A 12,771-nucleotide genomic window follows, 5' to 3' on the forward strand; every position below is an offset into this window, starting at 1 on the left:
GCGTCGCGTCGCGTCGGCTTGGCTCGTTCTGAGTTGCGCCAACACGGTGGTCGCAACGAATACGGCGGTCGTAAAAGCCTACGAGCGAAGCTGTTTTGCGAGATCCTGCGCATCGGCAGTTCTGGTTCTTCCGGCCATCGCTTCGCCGCGCAAGCGCTCGTACTCCGCTTTCGGGACGGGCACCGCATCGCGGTCGCCGAGATCGTTAAGGCGGATCCGGTATGTCTCTCGCGTAGTGAATGCAGCCAACGCGGCGACAAGACAGATGCCGAACGTTAGAAAGCCGATCTTCAGCGGAATGTTGGCGGTGCCGGGCGGCGCGACGGCTACGAAGAGTGTGGGCGTCAGTGCCGCAAGCGTCGTCCCAACGTTTTGTCCGATGGCCATTCCCGTCACACGCACGCGCGTGCGGAATAGTTCTGGGAAAAGGCTCGGGAACACCCCGTTGAAGCCTTGGTAGGCGATGCCCCACATCAGCACCGAAAGAATTATCGTGAGCCAGAGATTGTGGATGCTGATGGCGTAAAGGTAGCCAAAAGAGAGCAGCCCGGCGCTGAGCACGCCGGCAAGAACTGGCGGCCGGCGGCCGATTTTGTCAGAGAGATTGCCAACGAAGGGAATCAGTATGACCGAGCAGATGTTTCCGAGAACCGGAATCCAGAGAAAGACGCCAACAGGAAAGCCGATACCGTAGGCCGGCTGGACTGCATACGCGGCGCCGAACACTGTAGCAAGAAGCGCGATGACCGCAACGAGCGCCATGCAGACGACGCGCAAGACATCGTCCCAACTCTGTCGCAGGACCTCGACAACCGGTGAGGAAGGCACCTCGCCGTGAGCCTGCTCCTCGCGAAAAGCGGGAGTTTCCTCAACCTGGCGGCGAATGATGTACCCCATGATGATGACGACAAAGCTGAGAAGAAACGGAATGCGCCATCCCCACGATGCAAATTGATCTTTCGGTAAGAAATGCGCCAACGGCAGGAAGACCGCTGCCGCCAGGAGCTGCCCGGCTTGCACCCCTTGCAGGGTAAAGCTCGCGAAGTAGCCACGTCGGCCGAACGGTGCATGCTCGAGGATCATGGAACTGGCGCCGGAGACCTCTCCTGCGACCGCGAATCCCTGAATGAGCCGGAGGACGACGAGCAGCAACGGAGCCCAGATGCCGACCTGCTGATACGTGGGCAGGAGTCCCACGCCCATCGTAGAAATGCCCATTAAAAACATGCAGAAGATCAGCACCGTCTTCCGGCCGTGTCGGTCGCCGACGTGGCCGAGCACCATCGCGCCGATGGGTCTGGCAACATAGCCGACACCGAAAGTCGCCAGGGATGCGATGATGGCTACTGTTGGGTTCTGAGAGGGGAAGAAGAGCTGCGGGAAAAGCAACGACGCCGCGGTTGCATAAATGAAGAAGTCGTAGTACTCAAGTGCTGAGCCGATCCAGCCGCTGGCCGCGGCTATCTTCGACTGGCGCTGACGATGGGCCTCAAACTGGGTGCTTCCACTCATGACTTGTCTCCGGCTTGGATTGACTTTTCGGTGCCCGTTCTTTATTGTTGTAACACCGTTCCATTAAGAACCATATTACCTACATTATGAGAGTTGTCAAGGGAGCAGTTGATCGTTCGCTTCAAGCGATCGAGTTGCTGGCGCGCGAAGCGCGCTGGATGCGAATGTCCGACATTGCCGCTCAACTCGAACTGGAAAAAGGTCCAGCCCATCGGGTGCTTGCACAGTTGTGCGAGCAGGGGTGGGCTGAACAGGACGAACAGACGTCCCAATACCGCTTGACCTTGAAGCTTTCTTTGCTCGGTCAGCGGTACCTGCATGGGCTTGGTCTGCCGGGCCTGGTGCAGCCGATTCTCGACGAGGTCGCCGCCCAGTGTCACGAGCTGGTCCGGCTGACTGTGGTCAATGAAGGCACACTCGCGTGGCTCGCTGCGTCGCAGGGCGCGGCGCCTGGTCTCATGTATTCGCCGTCCATGCATAGTCCCATCGCATTGCATGCCACATCAGTCGGAAAGGCGTGGCTGGCGGCAATGTCAAACGACGAAGCAATCGGGCACGCACTGCGCGGCGGGCTCGGCAAGCCCAACGGCGCAGGGACATCGAAAGCGATCGCTAGTGTCGACCAGTTGATACCGGAGCTCGAACTGACGAGGAAGCGCGGCTATGGTCTCGTCGTCGAGGAGGCGGAGCCAGGCGTCGTCGCCATGGCCGTGACCGTGCGTTCGCTGATTGACGGGGCAGTAGTCGGGACAATTAGCATTGCTGGACCGGTCTTACGGATCCCGCCGGAGCGTTACGACGCCTTCTACACGCTTTTGCAGGAAGCATCCGCGCAGTTGGGAGCGGTCTGGCCGCGCGAAAGCGTCGATGGGCATGTCAATGACGCGGCCTGAGCATGTCAGAAACCGCCTGTTTTTCCGAAAACGGGGGACACAAGGACGCTTGGTGGCAGTGGACTTGGCGAGCAAACACGCAAGTTTGTGGGCGCTGTCACGTTGCCGGTCTCGGGAGAAAAGATCGGCAGGCGAGGCAACTACTCAGAAAGCGGTGGACGGATTTTGGGTGACGCCGGTGAATTCGCGCCATGCTTCGAATCGCGCAGCGAGCTGTTTGCGATAGAGCGAGGCGCGAAGCAAGTGACGTTTAAGCGCGAAGTGCTGACGGAGCGGCCCGAGGCACGACAGGAAAGCTTGCGTTCGCTCGGGCAATCGAAACCCCTTCATGCGCCGCTCGCGTTCACGCGTCGGTTGATGGCTGTTTTCTGCGCGGTTGTTCGCGCCTGCGCAGGCCTTGACGAATACATGCTTCACGTGCGCCAGCTCCGGGAGCTCTGCCTTGACGGCCGGGTAACTGCGTAGCTGGTCGGTGACGATCTTCTTCGGTACTTCGGGACAGGCTGCCAGTACCCGTTTGAAGAAGCGTTTCGCGACAGCTTTGTCGCGTCGCTTCTGCAACAGGATGTCGAGTTCGGTGCCGTGCTGGTCAACCGCACGCCACAGCACGTAAGGCTCGCCGCGCAGCGACACCAACATTTCGTCAATATGCCATGTCGTACCGCTCTTGCGGCGGGCGGCCTTGACCCGATGCGCGAAGCCGGCGCCGAACTTGTCAGTCCACCGGCGAGTCGACTCGTGGCTGACGATTACTCCGCGCTCGAACAGCAGTTCCTCAATGTCGCGAACGCTGAGTTGAAAACGAAAATACCATCGAACGGCGTAGCTGATGATCGATGCCTGAAGCCTGAAGCCTGAAGCCTGAAGCCTGAAGCCTGAAGCCTGAAACCGTGATAAAGCGATTTCATTTTCTTCATCGCGGCACCTTAGCCCAGTCGCCAACGTGACAGAGCTCCATCGCCTGGTATGTGAATCCAAAAGCAATAGCTTAAACCCGCCAGTTCTCTTCGAGCCAGGCGGGTTTTTCTTTGCCTGCGGGGCGCGGGCTACATACAGCGGTGGAGTCGCTCAGCCGTTCAGTTGCGACTCGACGTTCAGGACGATTCGTGCGACCGGATTGCTGTCTGCGGATTGCGGCGCGAACTTGATCTGGGCGAAGGTGACGATACCGAGAGCGACGACCAGGAGTGCTCCAGACGCGGCGATGCGGGAAACGTATTTCACAGGGACCTCATTTTGATGGTGTAGACAGAAACTGGGCGAGGCTGACAGGCGTGTCGAATCACCTTCAGCGGCATGTCTGTCCGCAACCGGGCAACGCCGGACGCGGTCGTCAGATCACACTTGCCGATCGGACGGGGCTTTGTGCGGTGCACTATAACACGGCCGCCAGATCGCGCCTACCGACCGCACGGGCTTGTGCAGTGCACTATAAATGGTTTTTCCCCGTGCTCAGTGCGACACCCTGTCGCCAGCGGATGCTTAATTGCTTGAGCTTCGTGGATGGATTGCTCGGGCCCAGCTTCTCTACATCGGTGCTGTCCTTCCATGGCTTGACTCGCGACCAGCGCTCTCAAGGTATAAGCGCCGGTCACTGCACACTGGCGTAGAACGTATTAAATGGCGCTTTCACGTTGACTTGTCGACGGCGCAAAACTGCCTGAGACGTGTGTTTGCTCAGATGGTTGATGGATTCTGGGCGAGCTCAGTGAACCGATGCCATGCGTCCAAACGCTGAGCGAGCTGTTTGCGATAGAGAGAAGCGCGCGGCAGATGCCGCTTGATCGCGAAGTGCTGTCGGATCGGTCCGAAGCTCGACAGGAACACCTGAGTCCGTTTCGGCTCGCGGAAGCCACGCATGCGTCGCTCACGTTCACGCGCAGGTTGATGACTATTCTCGGCCCGATTGTTCACGCGGGCTGCAGCCCTGACGAACACGTGTTTGACGTTTGCCAGTTCGGGGATACTGGACTTCGCGGCTGGATAACTGCGCAACTGGTCGGCGACGCTCTTGCGTGGCACCGGGCAAGAGCGAAGCACGCGCTTGAAGAATCGCTTGGCCGCGGCCGTGGCACGCCGTTTTTGCAGCAGGATATCGAGTTCGGTGCCCTGCTCGTCGATGGCTCGCCACAGCAGATAGGGTACTCCGCGCAGCGTCACGAACATCTCATCAAGATGCCAGGTGTCGCCTGGTTTTCGTCGCCGCCTCGACACGATGCGCAAACCCGGCGCCAAATTTGTCGCAGCAGCGGCGCACGGTTTCGTAACTCACCACGACGCCGCGCTCGAAAAGCAACTTTTCAATGTCGCGAAGACTCAGCTGAAGCCAAAAGTACCAGCGAACGGCACAACTGATCACCACCGCCGGACACCACCGCCGGAAGCGATGTCCGCGATACAGCGATCTAGAATTTTTCATCTCCCGATTTTACGCGGTTGCCTCGGCAACGTAACAAAGCCGTTTTGACCGCTTCTTCTGGTTTTGCAAGCCGGCACGCACCTCGTACAGCTACTCGCCAGCGGGGCGGCAGTGCGCGGCGCACCACGACTCAAGCAGATCAACGCTGGCAAAACCAGATCGTTGGGCGAGATGCCGTAGTCTGTGCGAACCATATTTCGGATCAATGCCCCGAAGCCATGTCCCCACAAACCGGAGCGATGTCGAGCAGCGCGGGCCACCGTTCGGTCCAGCCATCTTCGTGACTGCCCACGGGAACCGTCAACGCTTGGGCACACGTTGCGCCGGTCGCGGCGACAAAGCGTTTCGCAACCGAGGGCGGCACAATCGTGTCTTCGGCGCCGCTGAAGTGAACCTGCGGAATAGATGCAACATCGCGCGCAAAATCGATTGCGTTCTGCGATTGCGGCATGGGCGACACACCGTGCAACTGGTTGACGTATTCGTCGTCGAGATTGCCGGCTACCGTTCGAATGGAAGCGACATCGCGGCGCTGCGCCGCGATCAGCACGGCAATTGCACCGCCACCCGAATAGCCGACCAGCTCGACGGCTTGTCCGCGCGCCATCGCCGCGAAATGGCTGACTGCCTCGTTCATCGACTCGACGACCTCGGGTGCAAATCGTTTGCCGGTCCAGTACGGAATCGCGCACGACGGATCGCCGGCCATCGGCGTGAACTGGCAGGGCCGCGCGAGATAGACGACGTTGGGTGCGGCATCTTCAGCGGCAAGCGCGAGTCCTTCGGCATGCCTGGGTGTTGGATTGCGCGAGGGTTCGGTGCGCGACAGCCATGCGAGCCCGTCGCCTTCGATATAGATGCGCAGCGGCTTGTCAGGCCGCGAAACGCGCGAGAAAGTCGTGAGCGCAAAGCGGTGAGTATCGACGATCTGCCGCTGCAGACCGCCACGCGCGGCGAGCGCGTCGGCGTTCACGTCTGGGTCGAGCGTCGCACATCCGGTGAACGTGATGGCTAACGTGACAAACGCGACGGAGAGAGCACGGCATGCAATGGAGTCCCGCATGCGCCCGCTTTCGGGCATGTCACGTATGCTTTTCACCGCTTGCAGAATTGCGCAAGCTCTGCGGCGATCCGCGTGATGACTTCGCTCCAGTTACCGCGCGTGCCTTGACGGAACAGACGCGTATGCGGATACCAGGGCGTGTCGGGTCGCTCCAGCAGCCATCGCCAGTCGGGTACGCTCGGCAACATGACCCACGTGGGGCGGCCAAGCGCGCCGGCAAGATGAACCGGCGACGAGTCGACGGAAATCAGCAGATCCGCGATAGACAGAATAGCGGCCGTGTCTTCGAAGTCGGCTATCTCGTCGCTCAGCGAATGGATCGACATACCTTGCGGTAGCGAGTCTGCTTGCGCGGCGGCCGGACCCTTCTGGATCGAGATGAATGTGGCGCCCGTGCCGCCGAGCGGCGCGAGTTGCGCGAGCGCCAGCGAACGGTTCGCGTCGTTGAAATGCGTGGGACGTCCCGCCCATACGAGCGCGACGAGCGGACGCGGCAAATCGGCAAGTCGTTGCTGCCACTGCTCGACACGCTGCGGATCGGCGCTGAAATATGGCATCGGACCGGGCAGGTCTTGCATCGACAGACCGAGTGCCATCGGCAGGCTCATCATCTCGCAGTGCATGTCGAAGGGTGGAGGCAGCGTGCCGCGCACGACGATGTCATCGAAACCGGTGGTGCGCTGAGCCAGCGACAGCGTTTCCTCGTTGATCTGCAGCACGATTCTGGCGCCGCTGCGCGCCTTGGCCATTGGCAGCAGGCGCATGAACTGGAACGTGTCGCCGAACCCCTGCTCGTCGTGAATCAGCAGGGTCTTGCCCGGAATCGCACGACCGTCCCATCGCGGGCGCTGCACTTTGCGCTCGATCTGCGTGGTGTGCGCAAGACTGTAACGGTAGTGATATTCACGCCAGCCGCGTTTGAATTCGCCGAGCAGCAACAGCGTTTCCGCGAGGTCGAAACGCGCGGGATAGTCGCCCGGCGCGTGCGCGACCAGCATCTCCTGAATTGCGCGCGTTTCCTCGATACGGCCTTGCGGGCGGATCGCCGCAGCCAGAAGCTTCCAGAGCACGAGCGGCCCGCTGCCCGACGCGAGATAGGGACGCAGAATGGCTTCGGCTTCCTCGAACCGGCCTGCGGCGAACAGCGGGCGAACCTGTTGTTCGATCGCGACGACCCTGATTGGTGAGTCCGGCATCACGGAGCGCTGACGCCGAGCGCCTCGAGCAACGGGCCGAGATGCGGCGCGTAGGCATGCCAGCGGCCTTTCGACGTCCGATAGATTGGCTGGCGAACCTGGTTGACGCTCGCCGTGCGCACCACGCGACGGTTGCGATGAAAGTCGAGGCATGCGTCGTCCCAGGGAAGCCCAAGAAAGGCTAGCAAGCGGCGGGCTTCGCTTTCCAGATCGTCGACGACAGCCTCGTACTGCACTTCAATGAACGCGTCTGCAGGCAGGATCCCGCGCCAATACGCCATGAGGCGCTCGTATTCGCGGTAGAACTGGCCCAGCTCGGTCTGGTTGTAGGCGAAAGACTGCTGGCCGGAGAACAGCTTCGAGTAGCACGACAGGCACGTATCCACTGGATCGCGCCGGACATGAATGATTCTGGCGCCCGGCAGAATGAGCGGAATCAGTCCCGCATACACGAAGTTGCCCGGCATCTTGTCCACGACGAATGGGCGACCCTCGGCAAACGGCGTGACGCGCGACAGATACGCCTCGCCGCAGCGGCGCAGAAGATTGTCGTTGCCGGATTGCGCGTCCAACGCATCGATCCATTCGGGGAACGCGCCCATACCTTCGACCGACAGGCGCAGCGCCGGCAGTTCGCCCGCGCCCGTCACCTGTGAGTGCGAGGAAAGAATCTGCTCGATCAGCGTGGTGCCGGAGCGCGGCATGCCGAGAACAAACACCGGCATCGTGGACGGCTCGCCTAGCGCCGCGAGTTCGGCATAGCGTTGCGGCGTGACGGCCGCGCGAAGGCGCTCGAACCAGCGCGCGGTCTCCTTGCTGTCATAGTGAAAAGAAGCCCGTTTCTGCTGGTTACCCGCATCGAAATGATGGAATGCGAGTGCGGGATTTTTAGTGTCGAGATAAGCCTTGCCGAGTGCGAAGTGCGCGGAGATCCGGTCGGCCAGTGAACGGCGCTCGCCTTGCGCTAGGAAGGACTCCAGCGCTTCGATGTCCGGGTCGTTGTCCACGAACGTGCGCAGGTCGGAACGGGCCGCCATGGCCTGCGAAGAGCCGGGAAACTGCTCCAGCACCCGCTCGAAAGCAGCGGCCGCGTCATCCCTTCGGCCGGCTTCGATCAGCAGCGTGGCGCGCCCAATCAAGGCAACCTCCGCGAGGGTTCCGGGCAGCGTCGCGGCCTGTTCGTAGGCTTCGAGCGCTTCTTCGGTCAGACTGAGATCCTGCAGCACGAGCGCGAGCGTGTGATGCGCCTCGGCACTGCGCGGCACGGCTCCAACCGCGTGCCGCGCGGCAACCAGCGCTTCTTCGATCAGCGCGATCTGGCGCAGTATCTTCGCGCGCGCGATGAGCGCGGCAGGGTGGTGCGGCGCGAAGGCGTTGAGCATGTCGAGCGCGCGCAATGCGGCTTCATGACGATGACGCGACGCTTCGACGTCGGCAAGATTCAGATACGCGTCGACGAGGCGGGGGTTGAGTTCAATCGCCTCTCGCGCGTGCGAGGCCGCGTCTTCATAGAGTCCTTGAGTGGACAGCAGAAAGGCGAGATTGCTGTGGGCCTCGGCGTAGGACGGATTGAGCGCGAGCGCCTCCGTGTAGCACGATTGCGCGTGGTCCATATGTCCAAGCAGACGCCAGGTGTTGCCCAGATTGTTATGCGCCTCCGCCCATTCGGGCGTGAGCGCAACGACCCGTTCGAGACAGGTGCGGCTCTGCTCGAGCTTGCCCGCTTCCTGCAGCAGGATGCCGAGATTGTTCCAGCCGGACACGAGCGTCGGGTCCATGGCGACGGCGCGTTGGGCCGCCTCTTCGCCTTCGGGCAGCATGCCCTTCTGACGATACATTTCCGCCAGATTGCTCGAATATGCCGCCGGCGCACGCGGCGCGAGGCAGGCTTGACGGAGATGGGAAATGGCCAGGTCCAGATTGCCGAAGGCGTGCGCCATCAGGCCGAGCAGGTGCAGTGCGTCGGCCTGTCCGGGCCACGCGGCAAGTACGCGCTGGGCCAGCATTTCTGCCTGGTCGGACTGGCCGGCGTTCCAGTGCGCGTACGCTTGTTCGAGCGCTTCCTGGATATTCATGTTGCCTGAAGGGGCGCCGTTAGACATGCTGGAAAGATCCGCAATTCAGTGGGTGAGGGTAGGGCTATGGGATCGTAGCATGCGCGGGATGTACGGCCGTTTTGCGGCCGCCGGCCGCATCGAGTGCTGAGATGCTGGAGTGCTGGATTCAGATGGCCGGACAGGCGCACGCGCGAGGGCCGCGAATGCGCCTGTCCGTGTTCCTGCCCGATCAAAACAGTTGACGCAACCGCAGCGTGCCGGCCTGCGAGACGTAGCCGCCGCCGAACTGCAGTTCGTAGCGCGCTGTCATGCTCAGATTCTTCTCGCGTAACAACGTCACGCCCGCGCTGACGACGCCGGCGTTGGTAACCGGACTGGTGCCGAGCGTGGTGAAGGCGGTTTGCCCGCTCGGATCGGCCGCGAAGGTCGCGGAAGTGAGCGCGCGCGTGTTGTTGTATTCATGCCGCCACGCAACCGTCAGTTCCGGCACGACGCCGCCGTACGAAGTCGAGAATTCACGCTCGATCTTGGTACCGACGTCGGTGGTCACCGAAGTCAGATGCGATGCGCCAATGGACAACGCCGCACCGTTGCCGCCGGATTCCGTGTACGCGCTCTGATGCTGATAGCTGTACGTCAGGCTCGCGAGCGGTGTAATGGTCGCGACGCTCAAGGCCAGCGGATAGCCGATTTCGCCGCGCGCGACGTACTGCTGGCCGTTGAAGCTGCCGTTCGCATCGCCAGTGAATCCGGTGAAGTCGACCGCGCGATTCGTGTTGTAGCGCTGCTGGATCGCGCCCACGGACAGATTCGCGTACCACTTGTTGGCGACATAGCTTGCATAGCCGATCAGACCGTACGAGTTGACGCGCGTATTGTCGCCCGCGGTATCGCCCGTGTTGTTGATCGCTGCATTGCTGTAGCTGAACGCACCACCCACGCGCCACGAATCCGATACTGCACGGTCCACGCCGAAAATCAGGCCGCCGAAGTTGGCGCTGTAGCCGTCCACCTGATCGCGTTCGTCCTGGCTCGCGTGACCGCCGAATGCCTGACCCCAAACGCCCCATTGCGGCGAAGCCTCGCCCGTCGAAATACCGCTGCCACCTGCTTGTGCGAGGCGCAGACCGTTGACGTGGCTCGCCACGATGTTGAGCGTTTCGAAAGTCGGCGCAGCGGCGGCGCGGGCCGACGTGGTCTGCGAAGTCGGTGCGAGCTGCTTGCCGGCGCGATTAGACGCGTCGGTGGAACCCGATGCATTCAGTGCGAGCGACGCGTTATACAGATTCAGCAGCGCGAGGTCGCTGATGCCGGTGTAGCGCGACAGGCCGCCCAAAGATGCCTGCGCGTTCGGCGCGGTGGCCGGCATGGGCGTGGGCGTCGGGGTCGGCGTGGGCGTCGGGGCTGGCGTAGGCGTTGGAGTAGGCGTCGGTGTCGGTGTCGGTGTCGGTGTGGGCGTCGGAGTCGGAGTCGGAGTTGGCGTGGGTGTCGGCGTCGGCGTCGGGGCGGCGACGGTCAGTACCAGATCGCTGTTCGAACCGTTAGCCACGGCGGCGCCGCTGACCGTCAACCCAGTCGTCCCCGCGATTGCATAGTGCAGATCGTTCGCGTTGTAGTTCGTGCCGGCGGCAAGGGCGTCGATCACGACGAATCGCTGGCCTGCCGCGAATCCGTACGCGTTGAGCTTTTGCAAGGTGACGCCCGAGCCGGCGGCGACGTTAGCGCTGCCTGAGACGACCAGACGGCCATACCCGCTGTCGCCGGTGGCGGAGCCGCCCGCAGTCGCTCCGTCCGCTACGCCGATCTGCAAGGTGGCGGCGGACGCTTGCGTATAGTTGCCGGTGATCGCAACGTTACGGTTGACCTGCAGCGTCGCGCCAGTGTTGTTGACCGCGTTGCTTCCAACGTTGACGTTGCTGTCGAGCAGAATATTGCCTGCGCCGAAATTGACGTTCGAGCTCTGGTTGGAGATCGCGCCCATGGCGCCGCCAATACCCGTCAGCGTGCCGAAGGTCGAACCCGAGCCGCCGTTGATATTCAGGTCGCGCACGGACAGATTGGTGATATTGCCGGCGATAACACCGGAATTCGTGATCGTGCCAAGCGTGCCGGTGCCGCCGTTGTTGATCGCGTCCACACTGCCGGTGATCAGGCCGTCGTTGGCAATCGAGCCCATGATGCCAGCGTTCGCAATACCCGTTTTACCCGTGATCGTTCCGCCCGATGTGATGCTCAGCGAACTCAGCGTACCACCGCTCTGGTTGACCAGCGCGACGGCGCTGCCGGTGCTGCCCATGATCGTGCCGCTGTTGACCACGCTGCCGATGCTGCCCGCGTTGACGATCCCGAGCTGGGCCGTGATCGTGCCGGTGTTGTTGATGAAGCTGACCTGATTGCTGTTGGATAAACCTTCGTTGCCGCCGCTGATGGTGCCGGTATTGGTCAGCGTGCCGATAATGCCGTTGTTGTGAATAGCGGTAGAGCCACCGCTGATCGAGCCACTGGCGTTGTTGGTCAACGTGTTGATCGTGGCGCCGTTGCTGTTGTTGATGCCGAATCGGTCCGGTCCGTTCGATGCGGTGATAGTGCCGCTGTTGATCAGGGTTCCGATGCGATTATAGTTGCCGATACCCGAACTGCCGCCCGTGATCATGCCACCCGCATCGTTCTCCAGCAGCCCGATCACGCCCGTGTTGCGGATGCCGTTGAAGAACGTATAGCCGAAGCCGCCGCTGCCGTTGATCAGGCCGGTGTTGATCAGCGTGCCGATGGCATTCGGATTGAAAAGGCCGGTGCTTCCCGCGCTGATGGTGCCGGTATTGGTCAGCTGGCCGATCGAGCCATTGTTATAAAGGCCGACGGCGCTCACGGTCCGCGCGATCATGCGCCCGTTGTTGATAACGGTGCCGATAGTGGCGGCGTTGAGAAAACCGTAGCGGGTACCGGCGATCGTGCCGTTGTTGGTCAGCGTCCCGAGTCCCGTACCGACCGCGAGCAAGGCGGTCGAGGTGTGGAAATTGGCGAGGGTCACACCGGTGTTGATCGTGCAGTTGCCGTTAGACCAGCCGATTTCCGGACTGTCGCTGCTGATCGTTCCGTTGACTGCACAGTCCGCTTTGGCGATCAGCGGGGTGGTTCCCGCGAGTATCCCGCTGAGCGCCGCGACAAGTGCACGCTGCTTCGAATATGGTGCTGACGAATTCATGTTGTTGGCTTGGTCAGAGTCAGAGTTCTTATTTACGAGCGCGAGTATGCAGCAACGCAAAATGGCAAGATAGTTTTTTCTCCGCTATTGCAAAATACCCACAACGGCCCCGTATTGATGTTTTCGGCGGACTTTTAAAACGTACGAACGTGCACAAGTTTCGTGAGGTCTTTTGGGGAGGAAGTGTCTTGTACGCCGCGTGCAGCGGCGCTTTGGCCGGAGACGGGGGGCCTCATTCCTGCGCGTAGCCGCCATGAAAAAAACGCTCATTCGCCCCTCAAGTATTATTCGATACTGTCGTTATCTTTTGAGCCGGATTATTTAGAATGAGTGGCGTTGAGCAGTAGCCGGTCTGCCGGAATAAATACTGATTGACATCTCTCATCGTTCACTTTGCCGGAGTGAGATATGCAAAGTAAATCACTG

Annotated in this window: 8 protein-coding genes and 1 pseudogene; 1 reads left to right on the forward strand and 8 read right to left on the reverse strand. The window is 61.3% G+C overall.

Annotated elements, in window-relative coordinates; all coding sequences use genetic code 11:
- Nucleotides 1-78: 78 nt before the first annotated feature.
- Nucleotides 79-1,512 (reverse strand): MFS transporter, encoded by a 1,434-nt coding sequence (locus tag ACFSNN_RS17340; protein WP_134465835.1) that lies wholly within the window; start codon nucleotides 1,510-1,512, stop codon nucleotides 79-81.
- A gap of 86 nt (nucleotides 1,513-1,598) precedes the next feature.
- Here ACFSNN_RS17340 and ACFSNN_RS17345 point away from each other — a divergent pair, with 86 nt between their 5' ends.
- The gene (locus ACFSNN_RS17345; RefSeq protein WP_134465836.1) at nucleotides 1,599-2,405 is read left to right on the forward strand and encodes an IclR family transcriptional regulator; all 807 of its coding nucleotides are present in this window, start codon (nucleotides 1,599-1,601) and stop codon (nucleotides 2,403-2,405) included.
- 144 nt (nucleotides 2,406-2,549) lie between these two features.
- On the opposite strand, the gene ACFSNN_RS17350 is transcribed toward ACFSNN_RS17345, so the two are convergent.
- The 7 genes and pseudogenes from ACFSNN_RS17350 to ACFSNN_RS17380 form a co-directional block, all read right to left on the reverse strand.
- Complete coding sequence (locus ACFSNN_RS17350) at nucleotides 2,550-3,239, reverse strand: IS6 family transposase (RefSeq protein ID WP_134466416.1); 690 nt, start codon at nucleotides 3,237-3,239, stop codon at nucleotides 2,550-2,552.
- A 234-nt stretch (nucleotides 3,240-3,473) separates the two neighbouring features.
- Nucleotides 3,474-3,629 carry a hypothetical protein gene (locus ACFSNN_RS17355; protein WP_166799431.1) on the reverse strand — a complete coding sequence of 52 codons (156 nt, stop codon included), beginning with the start codon at nucleotides 3,627-3,629 and terminating at the stop codon, nucleotides 3,474-3,476.
- 453 nt (nucleotides 3,630-4,082) lie between these two features.
- A pseudogene (locus ACFSNN_RS17360) lies at nucleotides 4,083-4,824 on the reverse strand (IS6 family transposase).
- 202 nt (nucleotides 4,825-5,026) lie between these two features.
- Nucleotides 5,027-5,887: an alpha/beta fold hydrolase gene (locus ACFSNN_RS17365; protein WP_244323188.1), complete on the reverse strand. Its 861-nt coding sequence runs from the start codon at nucleotides 5,885-5,887 to the stop codon at nucleotides 5,027-5,029.
- Nucleotides 5,888-5,919: 32 nt separating this feature from the next.
- Nucleotides 5,920-7,083 (reverse strand): glycosyltransferase family 9 protein, encoded by a 1,164-nt coding sequence (locus ACFSNN_RS17370; RefSeq protein WP_134465838.1) that lies wholly within the window; start codon nucleotides 7,081-7,083, stop codon nucleotides 5,920-5,922.
- Complete coding sequence (locus ACFSNN_RS17375) at nucleotides 7,083-9,185, reverse strand: sulfotransferase (protein ID WP_134465839.1); 2,103 nt, start codon at nucleotides 9,183-9,185, stop codon at nucleotides 7,083-7,085. Before ACFSNN_RS17375 ends, ACFSNN_RS17370 begins: the two co-directional genes overlap by 1 nt.
- Before the next feature lie 184 nt (nucleotides 9,186-9,369).
- Nucleotides 9,370-12,345 (reverse strand): autotransporter outer membrane beta-barrel domain-containing protein, encoded by a 2,976-nt coding sequence (locus ACFSNN_RS17380; protein ID WP_134465840.1) that lies wholly within the window; start codon nucleotides 12,343-12,345, stop codon nucleotides 9,370-9,372.
- Between the last annotated feature and the right edge of the window lie 426 nt (nucleotides 12,346-12,771).

The organism is Paraburkholderia dipogonis (assembly GCF_042680985.1).
GTDB lineage: Bacteria > Pseudomonadota > Gammaproteobacteria > Burkholderiales > Burkholderiaceae > Paraburkholderia > Paraburkholderia phytofirmans.